Source organism: Corynebacterium sp. 212_CJEI (assembly GCF_001055915.1).
Taxonomy (GTDB): domain Bacteria; phylum Actinomycetota; class Actinomycetes; order Mycobacteriales; family Mycobacteriaceae; genus Corynebacterium; species Corynebacterium jeikeium_D.
This window is the reverse complement of the sequence record NZ_JVPT01000050.1, coordinates 90,510-112,275: the sequence shown is the minus strand read 5'-3', so window position 1 is coordinate 112,275 and position 21,766 is coordinate 90,510. Positions and strand designations below refer to the sequence as shown.

The following is a 21,766-nucleotide window of genomic DNA, read 5'->3' as shown; positions in this document are numbered from 1 at the left end:
CACTCGGGAGGGTGTGGGAGAGTAGGTCGCCGCCGGCATAAAAAATTTATTGTGTGGGTCGTGGTAGCCAGTTCCCGTGTGGGGTGGGCTGCTGCGGCCTACTTTTTGTTACCCACGAGTAAACAACATTCAACGACGGTTGTTGTGGTAAGGCGTGGCTCTATACCAGATACTTCTGGCGCAATTGGTTGATGTCAGCGTCGGAAAGCCCGATGCCTTGTCGGACGAAGTTGTCGAAAGTACCGTAGTTCTCTTCGATAGCGTCCCACGACATCTTGAGCCACTTTTTGTCTACCGCGTCTTCACGATTGAGGTAAGCGTTGCTGGCAAGGAAGTCCTGCTCGATTGCTTCGTAACTAACTCCCAAGATGGCCAAGAGGAACGCGGCACCGAGGCCGGTTCGGTCTTTGCCAGCACTGCAGTGGAAAACGACGGCGCCGTCTTCATATGCGAGTGCTTGGAGAAGATCCTTCCAAGCGGTTCGCGGTGCTTCTCCGGTAATCATCAATTCATAGCCGAGCAGTTGGCCGAAGTATTTCACTTCATCGTCGAAAATCTCTGCATCACGCGCTTTGATGCTGTCTCCCGCTGCTTCGTAGAACTCGGGCGCGTGGCCGTAAAGCTGCTCGCCAGTAGTTGCGACAGGACTCTTCACGAAGCCTAAGCCATTGCGAACATCGATGATGTCCGCTACCTGGTAAGTCACGCCGTCGGGCAAGACGTCTGGGCCTTCGCTGCGCTCTTTAATGTTTCGCAAATCGACGACGCGTGTCACGCCTGCCTGCGTCATGCGGGCAAGATCTTCGTCGCTTGGCTCCCGTAAGGCGTTTGACCTGTATGCGAGGCCTTGGCGGATGCGGCGACCGTCCTCGGTCGTGATTAGGTTGGCGCTACTGCCCGCTACATCGCGGAAGTTGCTGAGTGAGGATAGTGAGCCGGACTCGATAGGGGTTGGAGATCCGGTTGGTGCCGTGGCGGTAGTAGTCTGACCGGCGTCCTGTGTTTCGGTCGCGCTAATCCCTGGTGTGACTGCATTAAACAACGCGGTGTCAGGGCTAGCCAACGCGGGCGATGGGGCAATAGTGCCGAGTGGTAGCAGAAGGGCCGCGGTTAGGGCAGAGACTTTAGCGCGATGATTCGCGCGGCTTAGGTTAGTTGGATTCACGGGTATTGAGGTTAGTGTGCTTCAGGTTTTCGGCAACTTATAAGAAAAGCTCTTTCCTGCATAGTCTTGCCCGCGCGCCCGCATAGCCATGCCCGCGCAATAGGCCCCTCTGGAACGCGGTAAGAACGTAACGGGGGTACCTGGCTGCACTACTCGGAAAAGGTCCGCTACCAGTCCAAATTAGCCAACACTAAGACAAGTTCGAAACATGCCCTAAATATTGCGCAATTTCATAACGTATTTACTTGTTAAATAGGGAACCCTAAGCTAATGTCTCACAGGTAATGATTACCTAAGTAAGTGATTGGGTAACGGCGTCTAAGTCGCGTTTGTTTAACAATCCTACTGTGACCGAAGGGATGCCTTTAAGTGGCGCGTTCTAACTCCGGCCGTATTCGCAATATCGTAGTTGCATCTGTTGCGAGCCTTGGACTTGTTCTTGGTGCATGTTCTACTGATGCCGGTAACGAGGATAAGTCTGCAGCTGCAGGCAACGGGTCTACTATTACCGTTACTGATAATCATGGTGAGCAGACCGTACCTGCCGAGATTGACTCTGTTGTGGCGACGGATAACCGTTCCTTCGAGATGCTCGATCAGTGGGGTATTAAGCTGGCTGCAGCTCCTAAACCGATTATCCCGTTCACGGTTTCCGACTACAAGGACAATCCTGACGTTCAGGACATCGGCAATCACCGCGAGCCGAATCTCGAAATTGTTGCTGCTGCTGACCCGGACCTGATTGTGAACGGTCAGCGTTTCGGCAAGTACTACGATGACCTGAAGAAGCTCGCTCCGAACTCCGCGATTGTGGAGTTTGAGCCGCGCGAGGGCAAGCCGCTGGACGAGGAGCTCAAGCGCCACGCTAAGGGCCTGGGCACCATCTTCGGTAAGGAGAAGGAAGCCGATCAGCTCATCGCAGACTTTGACAAGGCTCTGGAGCGCGCTCGCAAGGCTTACAACCCGGACGTGAAGGTCATGGCGCTGAACTCGTCGGGCGGCACCCTCGGTTACATTGCTCCGACTGTTGGTCGTACCTTCGGCCCGCTGTTCGACCTGATTGGCATGAAGCCGGCGCTGGAGGTCGACAAGGCCAGCGATGACCACCAGGGTGATGAGATTTCCGCCGAGTCCATCGCTGAGGCAAACCCGGACTTCATCATGGTGCTTGACCGCGATGCTGGCACCTCTGTCCGCGGTACCGATGAGTACCGTTCGGCACAGTCTGTGGTCGAGGAAGCCGCTCCGCTGAAGAACGTGAAGGCAGTCAAGGAGGGCAAGATCTACTACGCCCCAGAGGACACTTACACCAACGAGTCCATCATCACGTACACGGAGATTCTGAACGGGCTTGCCGACGCCTTCGAGCAGGCCTAATAGTTCTCTGACCAGTCACAGGAGTACCTCACCAACTCTATGCAGAAGTTACTGGATTCCCGACTAGCCATCGGGATTGCCTTTGTGGCAGTCCTGGTGGCTATGTCGCTGTTTGTAGGCCAATACGACATCCTGGGCGCCGACGACGGCTGGGAGATGTTCGCCACTACGCGTATACCGCGCACCATTGCACTAGTGCTCTCGGGTGCCGCGATGGCGATGTGTGGCTTGGTCATGCAGCTACTTACGCGCAACAAGTTTGTCGAACCCACCACCACGGGAACCACGGAGTGGGCTGGTCTCGGCCTGATTTTCGTGATGTATTTCTTTCCTTCGGCCTCGATGCTTGGCCGGATGGGTGGGGCAATCATCTTCGCTTTCATCGGCACGGCAGTGTTCTTCCTGTTCTTGCGCCGTGTCGCTTTGAAGTCAAGTCTGGTTGTGCCCATCGTGGGCATCATGTTGGGTGCGGTAGTCAGTTCGATTTCGACTTTCTTTGCGTTGCAGACGGACATGCTGCAGTCGCTAGGCGTGTGGTTCGCAGGCTCTTTTACTGCCATTTATAAAGGGCAGTACGAATTCCTGTGGCTGGTCGTCATCGTGGTTGCAATCGTCTTCGTATTCAGCGATCGGTTAACGGTTGCGGGGCTTGGTGAGGACATTGCCACCAACGTCGGTCTGAACTACAAGCGAATCGTGTTCCTGGGAACGGGGCTGATTGCAATCGCAACAGGTTTGGTCACCGTCGTGGTGGGCAACCTCCCATTCCTGGGGCTCATCGTCCCGAATATCGTCTCCATGTTCCGTGGCGATGATCTGCGCTCCAATCTGCCCTGGGTATGCCTGGTGGGCATTGCCATTGTGACGGTCGTGGACCTGATTGGCCGCGTCATTATCGCCCCGTTCGAGATTCCAGTATCGGTGATTCTCGGCATCCTGGGTGCTGCCATTTTCGTCTATCTGATTGTGGAGCGGCGTCGTGCTTAATCTCAGTTCAACTCATACGGTGGCCGACCCGGCTGGGGCGCAAACGACGTCGTTTAGCACGGGTGCAGCGGCGCGCAGGTACTGGATTATCATTGCTGTGCTGGCGGGCTTGGCGACGTTGTTTACCGCGGGTCTGCTTGCATGGGACAATCCGTTGCCGTTTGGTACGGACGGCTTTTGGCTGATCGCGCGTCGGCGCCTTGATGCGGTCATTGCGATGATCGTGGTTGCCTGCTGCCATGCCGTCGCGACGGTGGCGTTCCAGTCGATTGCGAATAACCGAATTATTACGCCGTCGATTATGGGTTTTGAGGCGCTGTACGTGGCTATCAGTACCGCTGCAGTGTACTTCTTCGGTGCGACCGGCCTGATGAAAGCTGGCTCGGTTGGCGCGTTTGTGCTGCAGCTCGCGCTGATGGTGGGGCTGTCGCTGGTGCTGTATGCGTGGCTGCTGACCGGGCAGGGCGCGGATATGCACAGCATGCTGCTGGTGGGCATTGTCATCGGTGGCGGACTGGCTTCGCTGTCGACGTTCATGCAGCGCATGCTCACGCCTTCGGATTTTGACCTGCTGACGGCGCGGCTGTTCGGCTCTGTCAACAACGCTGACCCGGAGTTTTTCCCGGTGGCGATTCCGCTCGTGATAGGGGCGATCGTGGTGATCGCGTTGCATTCGCGGGCCCTCAACGTCATGTCGCTCGGCCGCGAAGTCGCGACGAATCTGGGTGTGAACTACCAGGTTCGGTCCATCACTGTGCTGGTCGCGGTGTCGGTGCTGATGGCCGTATCGACGGCCATGGTCGGCCCGATGACCTTCCTCGGCTTCCTGGTCGCGACCATTGCGTACCAGGCTGCGGATACCTATGACCATCGCTTTGTGCTGCCGATGGCGGCGCTGATCGGCTACGTCACCTTGGCCGGTGCGTATTTCATTCTCAATCACGTTTTCTATGCCCAGGGCGTGGTGTCCATCATTATCGAGCTGGTTGGCGGTTCGATCTTCCTCTACGTCGTTTTGAAGAAGGGACGGCTATGATTCTCCTCGACAGTGTAAGCAAGAGCTATACCAGTGAGGTGTCGATTGGCCCCGTTGACCTGGAAATTCCAAACAACGCGATCACGGCGCTGATCGGACCGAACGGTGCGGGCAAGTCCACGCTCTTGACTATGATTGGCCGCCTTCTGGCCGTCGATTCCGGCGACATCAACGTCGGCCCGTACAACGTGGGCAAGACCAAGTCGAAGGATCTGGCGAAGGTGCTGTCGATTCTGCGCCAGGACAACCACTTCGTCACGCGTCTCACCGTGCGCCAGCTGGTCAGCTTCGGCCGCTTCCCGTACAGCCAGGGGCGCCTGACCGCCGAGGATGAGCGCATCATCTCTCAGTACATCGAGTTCCTCAACCTCGAGTCGCTCCAGGGCCGCTACCTCGACGAGCTCTCGGGCGGTCAGCGTCAGCGCGCGTATGTCGCAATGGTGCTCTGTCAGGAGACGGATTACGTGCTTCTCGACGAGCCGTTGAACAACCTAGACATTTCTCATTCGGTCGACATCATGTCGTACCTGCGCACTGCAGTGCGCGAGTTGGGGCGCACGATGGTGGTGGTGTTGCATGACATCAATTTCGCGGCTCGCTACGCCAATTACATTTGTGCGGTGAAAGACGGCCAGATTGTTGAGCACGGCCCAACCTCAGAGCTGATGCGTTCGGAGGTGCTGAGCCCAATCTTCAACACTCAGATTGACATCGTCGAGGGCCCGCACGGCCCGGTCGCCTGCTACGGCTCTTAAGCCAATTCCAGGCCGGGTCCACGCAGCCGATACAATCTAGCCTCATGACTATTACTGCTGCCGTTGACGGTTCCGCCCTCCACAATCCCGGACCTGCCGGGTGGTGCTGGTATATCGACGACAGCTGCTGGGCCGCCGGCGGATGGAAAGAGGGAACCAACAACCGCGGGGAGCTCACCGCTCTTGCCGAGCTGCTCCGCGCCACCGCTCACATCCCCGATGAGCCACTGTTCGTCCTGTGCGATTCGCAGTACGTGATTAACTCCGTTACCAAGTGGATGCCGGGATGGAAGCGCAAGGGCTGGAAGAAGCGCGACGGCAAACCCGTCCTCAACGTGGACATCTTGCAGGGCATCGACCAGCTGCTCATTGGTCGCAACATTCATCTCGAATGGGTCAAGGGCCACTCTGGCCACGACATGAACGAAGCTGCAGATCAGCGCGCCCGAGCCGCCGCCACCGCGTATCAGAAGGGCACCGCCGTACCCGAGGGGCCAGGGTTCGCTGGCGCGGGTAGTCGCGCGCAGACGAAGACTGCGCCGACAAAAACCGCGCCCGCCGCGCCTAGTTCCGAGCCCAAGACGCCCAAGGCCGCAACCTTCGAGCAAGAAGGCCTCTTTGACCTCGCCGTCGACACCACCGTGACACCCGAGGATGCCGCCAAGGAAGCGCTCACCATTTTCCGCCGCGCCGCACATCGCGCTGAACAGGGCAATGCCCGCGCACTCAAGGCATTGCTTAACGACGCGCTGGGCGCCAACCTCGACGTGCCAGACGGACTTTCGGATGCCGAGCATGAGCTCCGCGTCGAGGGAACCACCGCCACCGCGCAGTTCACCACCGACGACTGGGTGGGCCTGGCTGTCTGGGATTTGTCCCAGGCAGTGGGGAAGGCCACAGGTTCCGCACGTTTGCTGGGCTGGAATGTGGGCAGGTCTTAGCGGTAGTATGAAAGTTTGGTCTTTTAGGTAGACCACCAGGCAATCCGGGGTTACTGGTAGCCTGAAAACACATAAATTCTTTTACTCATTACTTATAAGGAGCTCCGACTTCATGGCTGAGCACGAAGGTCCTCGTTCCGGCGAAGGCCGAGGAAATCGCGGAAACCGCGGGTCTAACCGTTCCCATGGTCGTGGCGAGGGCGGCTTTAACGGGCGCAACCGCAACGATCGTCGTGGACAGGGTGGTGGCCCAGGTGGTCGTGGCCGTGGTGGTCACGGTGGTCATGGCGGTAACCGCGATTCCCGTGGTTCGCGGGGCTTCCGTCGTGATGATCGCGATGATCGTGACTTTAACCGCGGCGACCGCAATGAGCGCGGTGGCCGTGGCGGTCGTGGTTACAATCGCGATGACCGCAATGATCGTCGCGGCCCGGGCGGACGCGGTGGCCAGGAAGGTCGCAACTTCGACCGTCGTGGTGGCAAGCCACGTCGCTCCAACCGTGGTGGCCGCTTCCAGGATGAGAAGCGTACGCACCGCACCGGTCCGCAGCGCCCAGGCTTCCGCGAGGAGCGCATTGAGGCCCGCAAGAACGAGCCGAAGCTGCCAGATGACATTCGTGCAGATGAGCTCGACCCGAGCGTGCGCCAGGATCTGAAGAGCCTGGCTAAGGACAACGCCGACAAGGTCGCTCGTCACATGATCATGTCCGCAATCCTGATGGCTGAAGACCCGCAGCGTGCCCTGGAGCACGCCCGCGCAGCGAAGGACCGCGCAGGTCGCGTCGGTGTCGTTCGTGAGACCGCTGGTGTTGCCGCCTACCACGCAGGTGAGTGGAAGGAAGCCCTGGCTGAGCTGCGTGCGGCTCGCCGCATCTCCGGTGGCCCGGGCATGCTCGCGGTCATGGCGGACTGTGAGCGCGGCCTCGGCCGCCCAGAGAAGGCCATCGAGCTGGCTCGCTCCGAGGAAGCCAAGCAGCTGGACAACGAGTCCAAGACTGAGCTGGCTATCGTCGCCGCAGGTGCTCGCCGTGATATGGGCCAGATCGATGAGGCTCTGGTCGAGCTGGAGACCCAGGATCTGAACCCGGACCGCGAGGACTTCGAAGCAGCTCGTCTGTTCTACGCCTACGCCGATGCGCTGGCGGAGGCCGGTCGTAAAGACGATGCCAAGGTGTGGTTTACCCGCTGCGCCAAGATCGATGTGGACCAGATGCTCGATGCTCGCGAGCGCATCGAAGAGCTGAGCAAGTAATCAGCCCAGCTGCCCGGCTCGCAAAACCAGTCACCGCTGGCGCAATCGGGCTGCGCATCTACAATTCGTCGTAAAGCGTTCCCATTTCGTAACGTTCCCATTTCGTAAAAGGAGAAATGAACCCACATGGCTTCTGTCGCTTCTTCCTATGATGCCGCTCTGCTGGATTTGGATGGCACGATTTACGAGGGCGGCGCGGCGATTCCGAACGCGCTGGAGGGGCTGACTGAGGCGGTGCTGCCGATGGTGTTTATTACGAACAACGCTTCGCGCGCGCCGCAGACGGTGGCGGATCAGCTCAATGGGCTGGGCTATGACGTTCACGCGGACGATGTGATGACGTCGGCGCAGGCGGCCATTGAGATGGCGGCGGAGGTCATTGAGCCGGGCTCGAACGTTTTTGTGTTGGGTGCGGACTCGTTTAAGCAGTTGGCTCGTGAGGCGGGGTACACCGTGGTGGATTCCGCTGATGACAACCCTGCGGCGGTGTTCCAGGGACTCAACCGTGAGATGACGTGGAAGCAGATGTCGGAGGCGGCGCTGGCGGTGTCGCGAGGTGCGCGCTTCCTGGTGTCGAATTTGGATACGACGCTGCCGTCGGAGCGCGGTTTCCTGGTTGGCAATGGTTCGGTCGCTGCGGCGATTTCGACGACCACGGGCGTGGCGCCGCTGTCGGCGGGCAAGCCGAAGCCGCCGATGTTCATTAAGGCGGCGGAGCGTGTGGGTGCGAAGAATCCGCTGGCGATCGGTGACCGTCTGGATACCGACATCGCGGGCGGAAATGCGGCAAAGATGGACACGTTTATGGTGGTTACGGGCGTTTCCACGCATATGGACGTCGTCGCAGCGCCGCCTGAGCACCGCCCGACGCTCATCGGTGCTGACATGACCGCCCTGAATCGTGAGCTGGATCAGGCACGTCCGGCTCCGCAGGCTGGTTTCACCGCGCGTTACGACGACTCGGAGGCCGGTGTCATCGTTCTTTCTGGCGGTGACATGGAAGATCCTCGGTTGGCGAACCCGGCGGAGGCCGCGGTGGCGGCGCTGCTGACGGTCGTGGATGTGGTGTGGAACTCTGAGGCTGGTCGTGCTGGCGCAGTCGAGGTAGCGCAGGTCCGCGCGGAGGGCCCGGCTGCTGAGGCGGCGCTGGCTGCCTGGCGGAAGTGATAGCCGATGAGTGAGGTTGCACCGAAGCCGGGGCAGGGGCTGGGGCAGGGCGCTGGTCCTGTGCCGGGGCCGAAACCCGGCCCTGCATCTGTACCGAGCCCTGCGCCTAGCCCGGCGGCGATGCCCGGTGCGCGCGAGGTAACTCCGGAGGACGTCCGCGAGCAGGTGGCGGCCGCACTGTCGGCGCCCGCGCCGACTCCGCAGGAGAGAGTCGCGCAGTTCGAGCGGGCGCATGAGATTTTGTATGAGGCCCTGGGCTCGTCACGCAGGGAAGGAAAGTGAACGCGGTGGCAAAGAAAGCTCCTAAGCGCAGGCTCGATGCGGAGCTGGTGCGAAGGAAGATTGCTCGCTCCCGTGAGGCGGCAGTGGACATGATTAAAGCCGGTCGAGTAGAGGTCGGTGGTTTTGTCGCCTCCAAACCTGCGACTGCGGTGACAGGCGATGTGTCCATTCGCGTCAGTGGTCTGGAAGAAGACGAGAACTGGGCTTCGCGCGGTGCACACAAGCTGCTCGGCGCGCTGGAAGCTTTCGAGCCGCAGGGCCTGGACTTGAAGGGCCGGAAGGTGCTGGATGCCGGTGCCTCCACAGGCGGTTTCACCGATGTGTGCCTGCGCCGCGATGTCGATACCGTCTACGCCGTCGATGTCGGCTACGGTCAGCTGATTTGGCGCCTGCAGGATGACCCGCGGGTGGCTGTGCTCGACCGAACTAACGTCCGCACGCTGACCCCGGAGATCCTCGGTGGCACGGCCGATGTCATGGTTGGCGACCTGTCGTTTATTTCTTTGAAGCTGGTCCTGCCCGCGATTGTCTCCTGCCTGGACGAAGGCGCTGACCTGCTGCCGATGGTCAAGCCGCAGTTCGAGGTGGGCAAGGAGCGCCTTGGCTCCGGTGGTGTCGTGCGCAGCGATGCGCTGCGCCAGGAAGTCGTCCAGGAAGTCGCCGAGTACGCCCGCACGCTGGGGCTGTCCTTCCGCGCAGCCGTGGCCAGTCCGCTGCCGGGTCCGAGCGGCAACGTGGAGTTCTTCCTGTGGCTAGTGAAAGACGGCGGCGCCAGCGATATTGGTGATGAGGCTATGGCTGCGGCCATCGCCAAGGCTGTTGAGGAGGGGCCGCACAATGACTAGCTCACGGACTAGCTCACGGACTAGCTCACCGACCAGCACCAAAACGAGCTTACGGGATAGAAAGCCCAAGACCAGCGCCGGCAAGCGTGAGATTCTGCTGGTTCCACACACCGGCCGTAGCGCAAACCTGGAAATGGCCGCCGAGGCTGCAGAGCTGCTTGAGGCCGCGGGTATCGATATCCGCGTCCTGGCCGGTAAGAACCCGGAGGCACTGGCCGCGCACCCAACGCTCGGCAAGTACCCGCGCTACTGGCATTCGCCGCAGGCTGCGTCGGGATGCGAACTCGTCCTCGTCCTCGGCGGCGACGGCACCTTCCTGCGTGCCGCTGATATTGCACACTCGGCTGACCTGCCGGTGCTCGGCATCAACATGGGACACGTGGGCTTCCTCGCCGAGTGGGAGCAGGAGTCCATGACGGAGGCGATTAGTCGCGTCATCAAGCGTTCCTGGCGTATTGAAGACCGCATGACCATCCGCGTCACCGTCCGTGACACCACCGGCCGCGTCATTGGCTCGGGCTGGGCGCTGAACGAAGTCAGCATCGAAAATGTCAACCGCCGTGGCGTGCTGGACGTCATCTTGGAAGTCGATGGTCGCCCGGTGAGTTCCTACGGTTGCGATGGTGTGCTAATTTCCACGCCGACCGGCTCCACCGCGTACGCCTTCTCCGCAGGTGGTCCCGTACTCTGGCCGGAGCTCGACGCTATGCTCGTCGTGCCCAACAACGCCCACGCGCTGTTCTCCCGCCCGCTGGTGATCTCACCGCATTCGACTATCGCGATTGAGACCAACCACGACACCGCCGAGGCCATCGCGGTGCTCGACGGCTTCCGCAACATCACCATGCCGCCGGGTAGCCGCATCGAAATCGAGCGCGGCGCGCAGCCGGTTCGCTGGGTGCGTCTGGACGATCAGCCGTTCGCCGATCGTCTGGTGCACAAGTTCCGCTTGCCGACGTCCGGGTGGCGCGGCCCCGCCGAAGCCCAATAGCCTCCAAACACGGCAGACAAGACCCCACACTTCAAGGGAAGGACTGATTGCAGGCGCCATGCTGACTGAGATTTCCATCCGCGACCTCGGCGTTATCCCGGACGCGACGCTTGAATTCAGCCCAGGCCTGACCGTACTGACAGGTGAAACCGGTGCGGGTAAGACCATGGTGGTCACAAGCCTCAAGTTGCTCTGTGGCGCGCGTGCCGACGCCGGCCGCGTGCGCACCGGCGCAGACAAGGCGTTGGTGGAAGGTCGCGTGTCCACCGAGCACCTCTCGGAGGAAGAGTCAGCGACCATCGATGCTGTGGTTTCTGAACTCGGCGGCGAACGCGATGAGAATGACGAGTACCTGCTTGCCCGTCAGGTCTCCGCGAAGGGACGCTCCCGGGCGTGGGTTGGCGGTCGCAGTGCGTCGGCTGCGGCGTTGGCGGATGTCTCCACCCGTCTGGTTGCCATTCATGGCCAGAATGATCAGCTGCGCTTGCAAAGCGCTGATGAGCAGCGTGCGGCCATCGACCGCATGGATGCCGACACCATCGCACCAACGCTGGAAACCTACCGGCAGCAGCGTGCACACTGGCGCGCCCTGGTCAAGGAACTGGAAGAGAAGACCTCCAAGCGCCGCGAGCTGGCCATGCGTGCCGACCAGCTCAGCTTCGCCATCGAAGAAATCGATGCGGTCTCACCCGAACCGGACGAAGACCAGGACCTGGCCTCCCAGATCCGCCGCATGCAGGATCTGGACGGCCTCCGCGATGCAGCAGCCGTGGCGCTGGCCGCCATCGATGGCGCCGCCGCCGTGAGCACGACCGGCATGGATGCCGCCACCGGAGACTCCGGTGCCGCCGAACTCCTCGGCGCCGCCGCGAATGAGCTCGCTGCCGCAGACGACGAAGAACTCACCGAGTTTTCCAACCAACTCAATGAACTGACCAGCCAGCTCTCCGAGATCTCCGCTGGCCTCGGCGCGTTTCTCTCCGGCCTGCCGGAGGAAACCGAGTCCTTGGACAAGCTCATGCAGCGCCAGGTGGAGATCAAGAACCTCACCCGCAAGTACGCCCCGGACATCGCAGGTGTCTTGGCCTGGCGGGATAAGGCGGAGCGCAAGCTCGCCACGCTGGATGTCTCCGGCGAAGCGCTGGACAAGCTCACCGCGGAGATTAAGACCGCGGAGAAGAAGCTCGGCACGACCGCGCGGAAGCTCTCGAAGGCCCGCGCAAAAGCCGCAAAGCGCCTGGAACAGGCCGTGACCAAGGAACTCAAGGGCTTGGCCATGCCGCACACTTCGCTGGTGGTGGAGATTACCAAGGCCGAGACCTTTGGCCCCGCTGGCGTGGACAACATCGAGTTCAAGCTCCGTGCCCACGAAGGTGCCGAGCCGCGCCCGCTGGCCTCATCCGCATCCGGCGGTGAGCTCTCCCGCATCATGCTGGCATTGGAAGTTGTCCTCGCCGAAGGACAGGCCGGGCACACGATGGTTTTCGATGAGGTCGATGCCGGTGTTGGTGGGCGCGCGGCTGTGGAAATTGGCAAGCGCCTGAAGCAGTTGGCGGTGAATAACCAGGTGATCGTCGTCACGCACTTGCCTCAGGTGGCGGCGTTTGCGGATACCCACTTGGTGGTCAGTAAGGATGCCCGTTCGGGCGCGGTGTCGTCGAAGGTGACGAGCTTGGGCGATGAGGAGCGGATTGACGAGCTCGCGCGGATGATGGCGGGCTTGGACGATTCGGACTCCGGACGCGCGCACGCGCAAGATCTTCTGGATCAAGCTCGGCGCGCCTTCGCGGCCAAGTAGCTGCACTTATGTTTGACTAAGTGCCATGAGTCTGTTCTCTCGGAACGAAAAAGATCTTCCTGGCATTTCGGGGACTGTGCGGGACGGTTCCCGCCTGGAGCGTGCGCTCAAGCGCATGGGCGAAGGCGACATCGTGGTGATTGATGCGCCGGATATCTCGCGTCCACTGGCACAGCAGTTGATTGATGCCAAGGTCGCCGCAGTGGTGAACACCGGCGCGTTTACCACGGGTTTTGTGCCGAATTACGGCCCGCAGATGATGCGCGATGCCGACATTGCGATGGTGCAGAACGCCGGCGCCGAGGTCTTCGAGAAGCTCAAGGACGGCAAGAACGCAAGGCTTCACGACGGCAAGCTCTACCACGGTGACCGCCTGATTGGGCAGGGCGACGAGGTCGACCAGGACGAGCTCGAGCGCGCCTTCGATGAGGGCCGCACCAGCATGGTCGACCGCCTGGAGGCGCTCTCCGGCAACTTGGTGGAGTTCGCCAAGACCGAGTCTCCGCTCTACATCGATGGCTTGGGCATTCCGGACGAGACAGAGCCACTGCACGGCCGCAAGGTCGTTGTGGTCAGCCCCGGTGAGGGACACCGCAAGACGCTGGAAGATCTAAAGAATTTCATCCGCGAGTACGAGCCGCTGCTCATCGGCGTCGATGCAGGTGCCGACACGCTCTTCGACCTGAAGTACGAGCCGGACTACATCATCGGTGATCCGGAGAACATCAACTCGGAGGCGCTGCGGTCCGCTGGTTGCGTGATTCTGCCCGCTGACCCGGACGGTCACGCGGTGGGCCTTGAGCGCATTCAGGACCTCGGCATTGGCGCCATGACATTCCCGGCGCTGTCCGATTCCGCCACTGACTTGGCGCTGGTCTTCGCCGCGCATCACGACGCCGACATGGTCGTCTCCGTCGGCGCCCCGCAGAACATCGACAGCATCTACCACGCTGAGAATCAAAGCGGTGTGCCGTCGGCGTTGCTGTCGCGTTTGAAGGTCGGGGAGAAGCTTGTCGACGGTCGCATGGTCGCCGACCTCTACCAGGTCAATAGCCGTGGTTTCGGTGTGGCCTGGGCAATCCTGGCTATCTTTGTCGCCGTTGCGGTGATCTTCGCTATCGCTGGTACCTCCGGTGATGGTTCTGTCAGTGAGAATCTGATTGATACGTGGAACTCCATTGCACTGTGGTTCCAGGGGCTGTTTAAGTAGTTTTAGCGGTATTCGAGCACTAGGAGCGCCTAAAAGTTTTCGGCTGTCAGAGCTGATTGAGGCGTCGGCGAAAGGAAAAGGGACGGGCGATGGGGAAGAAGCGCAGGAGCGGGAAGTTCACAGCTGGTGTGACAGGTGCTGCCCTCGGTGTTGCGGCAGGTGCTGCGCTGGGTGCTTATGTGCTGAACCCCGCTGGTGCAGGCATTGATTTCGGCACGGGTGCCGCGTCCGAGCGCGATGAGGCTGTCGCGCGTGCCGATGCGCAGCAAGCGCGTGCCGATGAAGCAAACCGCATCATCGAGCCCATCGTCGGCGAGATTGTTAAGGACTCGTTGCAGGATGTTCCCGTCCTTGTTGTCGCCACTCCTGATGCCACGGATGAGCAGCTGGCAGGGGTTTCCGAGACCCTGCGCGCTGCTGGCGCCCCGGATGCGGGCGTGCTGAAGCTGACCGATAAGTTCCTCTCTTCCGCTGGTGCGGACGAGCTGAAGGACACGGTTTCTACCTCGCTGCCGGCTGATGTCCAGCTGGACCCGGAGCGCCGCGAGCCAGGCCGCCAGGCTGGTCAGGCGCTGGCTCCGGTGTTGGAGCTGGATAAGGATGGGGGAGAGAGGGCTTCCGCTGCTGACCGAAAGCTGTTACTGGAGGCCCTGAAGGGCGGCGGGTTCGTCGAATATGAGGAGGGGACGCTGCGCCCGGCTGCTGGCATTGTGATTGTTGGTAATCACGGCACTGTGTCGCGCGCTGCGATTGATAAGGGCGAGGACCCGGAGTTCGGTGCTGGCCTGGTGGCGGATCTGGCTGTGGCACTTGCTGAAGGCTTTGGCGCTGGTGAGGATGCTGCTGGTCACGTTGTGGTGGGGACGGACGGCTTCGGTAAGAAGGGCATCAGTGCTCTGCCTGATGAGCGCTGGGGTGCTGACCCCGCCGTGAAGCGTGTGGATGCTGTGTCGGATGCTGCGGGGCAGGTTGGGGTTGTTGGGGAAGGATTAGCGACCTCTAAAACTAAGTGACTTTAGCTATAGATTTCGTTTTAGGGCTGGAGATAAAGCGATATGGCACGAAAAGCTCATCCTAATTATGAAAAACAGTACAGACATTGTTTGATGTAAAAACCTATTCGGAAAGGAAACTGTTAAATCATGGATCAACTAAAAGACATCTTCCTCGAAATTAATTCAGTGGAAAGCGATTGCATTGAAAAGACATTTAATAGTAAACGGAGAGAATTTGGTGAAATTAACCTAATTGACCACAGTCTAAGTAGTTGGCTTCCATTTTTAAATGAGTATGCAAAAGAAGACTTAATCACTTCTCGTAAAGAGTTTGCACTTGCTCAGTATTGTGCTGCATCTGGCTTGTATCGACAGGCATATTCGAGTTTACGGACATTTCTCGAGTTAGGTTTCGCCTCAGTATACTTTTCTGCAAACGAACTGGAGTATAGAGAGTGGAAAAATAATCGAATAGATTACCATTGGTCTGCGGGGGTTTTAGGTGACAAGGGAGTTCTTTCTTCTAGATTCATAAATGCATTTAATCCCAAACTGAGATCGGCCTCTAAGTGCTACGCTGATTCTGTTGGAGACGTCTATCGTACATGTTCAGAATTTGTGCATGCAAAGGCGGCATTTACTTCATTGTTGCCTGAGAATATTGTTTATTCAGAAAAAAATATTGACGATTGGTGTAAACGTGCCTTGGATGCCGGAAAGGGATTGCTATTTGCCTTGCTGGTAAGGTATGGCGAAGGTATAATAAGTGAAATATATTCAGTGCAAAGGCATAATAGAAATCAAGAACCTATTTTGGATGCCGTGTTGGATGATATTCAACATTATTTTTCTCATATTCCAGAAGTGCGTGAGATGATTGGAGTAGCAAGTGATCAATAAGACAGAGTTCCGTTTTCGAACTGAAGACTTTCAAGATGACGAGCTTGTCAACTGTTATGTTGGCACAGATACATTGGAAGACATAGTTGACGAGTTGTGTTCTGCGTCTACGATCCTTTTGCGCGGCAGCCGCGGCGTTGGAAAGTCGTTTTTGATTAGAATTGCTCAGGAGCGTTTGCGGAAATCGTTACACAATAGAGATGAAGAATCCGTATTACCTGTATATATTTCATTTGCCAGGTCTGGTTTAATGTGGAATGTCGAAGATAAATTTATTCCATGGATGTTGAGTAAGATTTCCCGGAGTATTAAAAACGAGGTCGCCAAAAATGGACTCCGGGTTTCGGATAAAAGCGCTCTATACTCTCTTACTGGTGATGACAAGAAAGTTGTAAAGGCTTACGAACTTTTTGGTGGCAAAGGGGTTGATATTGATACAATTCTCAGCGCACCGGATGTTGAAGATTTGAAGGAGTTTGCTGAGAGGCTTTGTAAGGATTGTAATCTGTCTAGAATTAATCTCTATATCGACGAAGCTGCACACGCGTTCATGCCGCCGCAGCAGCGTCAGTTTTTCACCTTAATGCGGGACCTGCGGAGTCCGTTTCTTTCTGTGAAAGCCGCGGTTTACCCAGGAACAACTTCCTATGGAGATACATTTGAACCAAGTCATGATGCCTCAATAATTGATGTTGAGCGTAACATCAGTGCCGATGGTTACATTGATCAGATGAAGGAAATTTTAATTAAGCAAGACGTTGGCTTAAAACCAGTGGTTGATCGCCAAAGGGAATACTTCAAAGTCCTTGCTTTCGCTTCGATGGGGAATCCCCGAATTCTTTTGAAGCTATTTTCAAATATGGAAAAGTGGAACAGCACTAGTTTGAATAGAGTTGTTAAACAATATTTCCGTGAAACATTGTGGGCTGATTTTATGGCGTTAGCTGATCGATATCCCGGACACTCAGAACTGATCATGTGGGGACGAGATTTTATTGAGAGGGACGTTTTACCCAAGCTGCTAGCCCGTAATGAAGAGAAAGATGATAAGGCCGGCGCGTTCTGGGTTCACCGGGCCGCCCCTAAATCAGTCCGTGCGGCATTAAATTTGCTTTCCTATAGTGGTATTGTCATAGAGGATCAATCGGGTATCCGAGCAACTAGGCGCGAGATTGGTACTCGGTATCTTGTTAACTTCGGAATGCTCTTTGCTAGTAATGATAATATCGTTCCTTACGGTCAAGAATTTGCATCTCACTTCAGTATAAAGCGAATGATTGAATTCGGTGCAAACCATCCTTGCTATGAAACAATTCAAAGGATTTCGCCCGATGAGCTTGACACATCTAATAATGAGGCGTTGAAGAGCCGGTTTGAAGAAAGTACGTCGATTCTGGAACTTACTGGCTTTCTTCGGTCTGCTCTCGACGAACTTGGGTTATTGACTGTTGGTGACGTACTTAGAACGTCTGAGGAAGATTTTCAAACCGTTAGGAATATCGGTGAGAAACGAGCACGTCGTATTAAAAATGCGGCGGAGACTGCGGTAATTGAATATGTGTCTGGTTAATTATTCTGGTGCTTAACAAACCGCCTGGGTCTCGATCTAAAGTCAGAACGGAGTGATTGACACGTGTAAACTGACTCTGAGGTTGATAATCTTATGGAATGAATCATTCTCAAATGTATCTGCTAACTGGAGGCGATGTAAGCGCCACCGTCGGGTCTTCTTGTCCGCCGGGGAGATGGTTACGGAGCAACCTCAGGAACTGATTGAAGAACTATATCGTTCTCTCGCCTGAGGCATGCAGATTGAAGCGGCTTTTGACGTACAGTTATCGGAGTCAGCATTGAAAGAGACCGAAGGTCAAGTTGCGGAGCTTGTTATGGATGTGTGAGGTTTTAGCGATACTCGTTATTCAGCTGTCGAGCTATCGGGCGGGCTGGGTTTTTGCCGAATAGCGGACTGCGGGGTTTTCGCGCAAAGAAAGCGCTGGTTCACGCGGCTGCTGGTGAATAGTTGCGTTCTGTCCAAGAGGTTAGGAGAGACGAGAATTGTCCCGCCTCGCGTGAAGACTGCTTGACGTCAGCAGTCAGTTGTTACCCGCTCGCTATCGCCGATGAACGGATTAATTTACGCTTTGCATTTGGCACGCTGATTCCCTGCAGATTTAACCTGTTGTTACACGCATGTAACCATACTTCAGTCGTGGATATACTGATGTGACCGATTTAAAACTAACAGGTAAAGGGTACTGCATCATGGATAAACGACAACTCGCATCGCGCATCTGGGAATCTGCGAACACCATGCGCTCCAAAATTGAGGCGCAGGAGTACAAGGACTACATTCTTGGCTTCATCTTCTATAAGTTCCTCTCCGATCAGGTCGAGCAGCTGATGTACGCCAATGATGTGGAACCCGATGAGCTTGCTGCGGTTCTCGTCGAAGACGACCCCGAAATTGTCGAGTTCGTACAGCACCGCCTGGGCTACTTCATCGCTTACAACAACCTCCACTCCACGTGGCGCGCTGCAGGCAGTGACTTCGGTGTTGCTGATGTGCGTGATGCGCTAGCGGCATTTGACCGTCTCATCCTGTCGAGCCGCAGTCATGTCTTCAAAGACATCTTCCGCACTCTTGAGACGGGACTGTCGAAGCTGGGTAGCAACGCCACGTCGCAGACCAAGGCTATTAAGGACCTGCTGGACCTTATTAACGACATCCCGACTGATGGCACACAAGGCTACGATGTGCTTGGGTTCATCTACGAGTTCTTGATCTCGAAATTTGCGGCTAATGCGGGAAAAAAGGCGGGAGAGTTTTACACCCCGCATGAGGTCTCTGAGATCATGAGCCGCATCGTTGCAGCACACACCCAAGGCCGCGAGACCTTGACCATTTACGACCCGACCTCTGGCTCTGGTTCACTGCTGCTAAATATCGGCCAAGCTGTTGCACGTCATATGGGTGACCCAGACGCGATTAAGTACTTCGCTCAAGAGCTTAAGGACAATACTTTTAACCTCACGCGCATGAACTTGGTGATGCGAGGGGTTAAAACGGACAACATTGTCGCGCGCAACGGCGACAGCCTTAAGCACGACTGGCCAATGTTCGACGAGTCTGACCCGGAAAACACCTACTCCCCGCTGTTTGTTGATGCTGTTGTGTCGAACCCTCCCTATTCACAGAAGTGGGAGCCGGAGGGTATGGAGACCGATCCGCGCTTTACTCAGTATGGGCTAGCCCCCGAAACCAAGGCTGATTATGCCTTCTTGCTGCATGAGCTTTTCCACGTCAAGCCGGATGGCATTATGACCATCGTTCTGCCGCACGGTGTGCTCTTTCGGGGTGGCACAGAAGAAACGATCCGTGCCCGCCTTATCGAGGCCAACAACATCGACACCATCATTGGCCTGCCGGGATCAATCTTCTACGGCACCGGTATCCCAACCATCATCATGGTGTTGAAAAAGCAGCGCTCTAGTGATGACGTGCTGTTCATCGACGCTTCCCAAGGCTTTGTAAAGGACGGCAAAAACAACCTGCTGCGTGCCCGAGATATTGAGCGCATCGTTGATACTGTTCATGAACGTCAAGACGTCGAGCACTTCGCACGGGTTGTGTCTCGTGATGAGATCCGCGAGAACGACTACAACCTGAACATCCCGCGCTACGTCTCGGCATCGCTGCCGCCAGAGCCTGTGGACTTCTTCGCCACCATCAACGGCGGTGTCCCTGTAAGCGAGATCGACACTCTCGCTGAGTACTGGAACGTGCTGCCGGGCCTGCGTGAAACGCTGTTTGATGAAGATAGCAACGGGTATGCAACCATCCGCACCGACGATATTCGCAAGACTGTCCTTGAACACAGCGCTGCCAAAGCACTGGCAGACACGATGAACACGGCTCTAGACGGTTTTGCTGAGTCTTTGGAAGCAGACCTCATCGACAACGCAATGGCTGTTCCAGTCAACACCGCCGAGGATGCGATTAAGGCTGACCTGTTTACGCGTCTGGCGCCTGTTTCACTGGTTAACGAGTACCAGGGATATCAGCTGCTGCATGAGAAGTGGCTTACCATTGCCAACGATCTGACGATCCTGCAGACCGAGGGCTGGGACGCAATGCGGGTCATTGACCCGGTCATGGAATGGAAAACCAAGGACAAGAAGAAGGTCTACGAGTGTGTGGGACATGAAGGCCGCGTTGCGACCTTTGAGGTCATCCGCGACCTGTACCTGCCCGAGCTTAAGCGTCAAGTATCTGACTTGACCGATGAGCGCGACAGCATTGACGCTGAGCTGTCAGCTCTTATTGAGGGCTTAGGCGAAGAAGACAAGGCCGACCTAGCTGATGTGCTCAACGCTAAGGAAGATGGCTTCCGCAAGGGCGACCTCAACAAGGCAGTCAAAGCACTTCCGAAGGATCAGCAGTGGTCAGAAGGCAGTGTTGAGGCTATTCAAATCGAAGCGAAGCAGTTGCTTGATCGCCTGACAAAGGCGAAATCGCAGCTCAAGAAGACCGACGAAGAGCTTGAGGCCAAGACACACGAGACTGTTGAGAACCTTACCGACGATCAAGTCGTAGAGGTGCTCTCGATGAAGTGGGTTGCAGCGCTCATGGTCCAGCTCGCGCTGCTGCCATCGCTTGCGTTGCGTGAACTCGCTGACCAGGTACTGCACTTGCAGGATAAGTACGCCACGCCACTGACTGAGTTGGATGAGAAGATCGCTACCACTGAACGCAGCTTGCTTACATCGCTGGACAAGCTCACTGGCTCGAATGCGGACCTGCAGGCTGTCGCAGCACTGAAGCAGATGCTGGGAGGTGGTCAGCGTGACTAGAAACAACACCCCGGCACTGCGGTTTGATGGATTCGATGGTGAGTGGCGTTGGGCCAAATTAGGCGATTTTGGACGCGTGGGGATGAATAAACGCATCTTCAAACACCAAACTGCTCCTACTGGCGACATTCCTTTTTATAAAATCGGGACATTCGGTAAAGCACCGGACGCCTTTATTCCGCAGTCTCTTTATGACGCTTACAGAGCCAAATACCCGCACCCATCTGTAGGCGCCGTCCTAATTTCTGCGTCAGGAAGTATTGGTAGGACCCTTGTCTACAACGGACAACCTGCATACTTCCAAGACTCCAACATTATCTGGCTTGACCACAATGGGGGGTTGCTTAACTCCTATCTCGAACAGTTCTATTCAATAACCGATTGGAATGGGATTGAAGGGACGACGATTCGACGTCTTTATAACGAACAGTTCCTTGCAGTACCGATTCCAGTGCCTCCTGCCATTGAAGAACAACGCGCCATCGGTGAACTCCTCTCTGATCTTGATGTGCTTATCGAGCATCGCCGCGACAAGCACGCGAACCTGAATCAGACCAAGACTGCGCTGTTGCAGCGGATGTTCCCGCAAGACGGTGCCGATGAGCCGGAGTTACGGCTCGGTGGGTTCAGCGGGGCGTGGGAAGCGAAGCCGCTTAAGAACCTTGGGTCGTCCTACGGCGGACTAACTGGGAAAACCAAGGAAGACTTCGGCCACGGCGATGCTCGCTACATCACGTACCTTGACGTTTTCGAGCGTGCACTTATTACCGATGCAAGCCGGTTAGGCACAACCGATATCGACAATCGCCAGAACGAGGTAAAGATCGGTGACGTGCTTTTCACCGTGTCTTCTGAGGTTCCAGAAGAGGTCGGTATGAGTGCTGTTTGGCTAGGCCAAGGCCGAAGCATTTACCTCAATAGCTTCTGCTTTGGTTTCCGGCCAATTGCAGAGCTGGACAGCAAATTCCTTGCCTATGTTCTGCGGTCTCCTGATTTCCGCAAAAAGATGACCCTGCTGGCACAAGGAATCTCCCGGTTCAACATATCGAAGACAAGGGCGATGGAACTTGAGATCTCGTTCCCCACCCTCGAAGAACAGCGTGCTATCGGTGAGGTCTTCGCTGATCTCGATGCGCTTATCGCAGCTGAGCGCCGCTACATCACACAACTGGTTCAAGCGAAGACTGCGCTGCTGCAGCGCATGTTCGTCTAAG

18 protein-coding genes are annotated in these 21,766 nt (G+C 57.0%); 17 read left to right on the top strand and 1 reads right to left on the bottom strand.

All coding sequences use genetic code 11. The annotated features are described in order from the left end of the window. Positions 1–160 precede the first annotated feature (160 nt). Positions 161–1,165, bottom strand: coding sequence for a tyrosine-protein phosphatase (locus ADB02_RS11145; protein WP_065421719.1), 1,005 nt, complete (start codon positions 1,163–1,165; stop codon positions 161–163). A gap of 369 nt (positions 1,166–1,534) precedes the next feature. Between ADB02_RS11145 and ADB02_RS05600 the strand changes: the two genes are divergently transcribed. From ADB02_RS05600 to ADB02_RS11105, 17 genes are all read left to right on the top strand, one after another. Beyond that, positions 1,535–2,542: a siderophore ABC transporter substrate-binding protein gene (locus ADB02_RS05600; RefSeq protein WP_049189966.1), complete on the top strand. Its 1,008-nt coding sequence runs from the start codon at positions 1,535–1,537 to the stop codon at positions 2,540–2,542. A 39-nt stretch (positions 2,543–2,581) separates the two neighbouring features. Next, a complete protein-coding gene (locus ADB02_RS05595) occupies positions 2,582–3,529 on the top strand; it encodes an ABC transporter permease (protein ID WP_049189965.1) in 948 nt (315 codons plus the stop codon). After that, entirely contained in the window at positions 3,522–4,565 is a 1,044-nt protein-coding gene (locus tag ADB02_RS05590) for an iron chelate uptake ABC transporter family permease subunit (protein ID WP_053087279.1), read from the top strand. Before ADB02_RS05595 ends, ADB02_RS05590 begins: the two co-directional genes overlap by 8 nt. Beyond that, a complete protein-coding gene (locus tag ADB02_RS05585; protein WP_049189962.1) occupies positions 4,562–5,320 on the top strand; it encodes an ABC transporter ATP-binding protein in 759 nt (252 codons plus the stop codon). Before ADB02_RS05590 ends, ADB02_RS05585 begins: the two co-directional genes overlap by 4 nt. 44 nt (positions 5,321–5,364) lie before the next feature. Then, positions 5,365–6,261, top strand: coding sequence for an RNase H family protein (locus ADB02_RS05580; RefSeq protein ID WP_049189961.1), 897 nt, complete (start codon positions 5,365–5,367; stop codon positions 6,259–6,261). 94 nt (positions 6,262–6,355) lie between these two features. After that, positions 6,356–7,513, top strand: a complete 1,158-nt coding sequence (locus ADB02_RS05575) for a hypothetical protein (RefSeq protein ID WP_414630086.1) — start codon at positions 6,356–6,358, stop codon at positions 7,511–7,513. Positions 7,514–7,639: 126 nt separating this feature from the next. Beyond that, positions 7,640–8,680 carry an HAD-IIA family hydrolase gene (locus ADB02_RS05570; protein ID WP_049189959.1) on the top strand — a complete coding sequence of 347 codons (1,041 nt, stop codon included), beginning with the start codon at positions 7,640–7,642 and terminating at the stop codon, positions 8,678–8,680. Between the two features lie 6 nt (positions 8,681–8,686). Continuing rightward, a complete protein-coding gene (locus tag ADB02_RS05565) occupies positions 8,687–8,962 on the top strand; it encodes a hypothetical protein (RefSeq protein WP_049189958.1) in 276 nt (91 codons plus the stop codon). 5 nt (positions 8,963–8,967) lie between these two features. Further along, positions 8,968–9,807 (top strand): TlyA family RNA methyltransferase, encoded by an 840-nt coding sequence (locus tag ADB02_RS05560; protein ID WP_049189979.1) that lies wholly within the window; start codon positions 8,968–8,970, stop codon positions 9,805–9,807. Continuing rightward, positions 9,800–10,798: an NAD kinase gene (locus tag ADB02_RS05555; protein WP_152682033.1), complete on the top strand. Its 999-nt coding sequence runs from the start codon at positions 9,800–9,802 to the stop codon at positions 10,796–10,798. Before ADB02_RS05560 ends, ADB02_RS05555 begins: the two co-directional genes overlap by 8 nt. A gap of 58 nt (positions 10,799–10,856) precedes the next feature. After that, positions 10,857–12,596, top strand: a complete 1,740-nt coding sequence (gene recN / locus ADB02_RS05550) for a DNA repair protein RecN (RefSeq protein WP_049189957.1) — start codon at positions 10,857–10,859, stop codon at positions 12,594–12,596. Positions 12,597–12,621: 25 nt separating this feature from the next. Beyond that, positions 12,622–13,806, top strand: a complete 1,185-nt coding sequence (gene steA / locus ADB02_RS05545) for a putative cytokinetic ring protein SteA (protein WP_049189956.1) — start codon at positions 12,622–12,624, stop codon at positions 13,804–13,806. 89 nt (positions 13,807–13,895) lie between these two features. Then, complete coding sequence (locus tag ADB02_RS05540; protein ID WP_049189955.1) at positions 13,896–14,819, top strand: copper transporter; 924 nt, start codon at positions 13,896–13,898, stop codon at positions 14,817–14,819. A 129-nt stretch (positions 14,820–14,948) separates the two neighbouring features. Next, on the top strand, positions 14,949–15,701 hold the full coding sequence (locus tag ADB02_RS11495; protein ID WP_152682032.1) for a hypothetical protein: 753 nt from the start codon (positions 14,949–14,951) through the stop codon (positions 15,699–15,701). Beyond that, entirely contained in the window at positions 15,691–17,271 is a 1,581-nt protein-coding gene (locus tag ADB02_RS05535; protein ID WP_049189954.1) for a hypothetical protein, read from the top strand. Before ADB02_RS11495 ends, ADB02_RS05535 begins: the two co-directional genes overlap by 11 nt. Positions 17,272–17,963: 692 nt before the next feature. Next, positions 17,964–20,552, top strand: coding sequence for a type I restriction-modification system subunit M (locus ADB02_RS05530; RefSeq protein WP_049189953.1), 2,589 nt, complete (start codon positions 17,964–17,966; stop codon positions 20,550–20,552). Further along, complete coding sequence (locus ADB02_RS11105; RefSeq protein WP_152682031.1) at positions 20,545–21,765, top strand: restriction endonuclease subunit S; 1,221 nt, start codon at positions 20,545–20,547, stop codon at positions 21,763–21,765. The genes ADB02_RS05530 and ADB02_RS11105 overlap by 8 nt, the downstream gene beginning before the upstream one ends. Position 21,766: the final 1 nt, after the last annotated feature.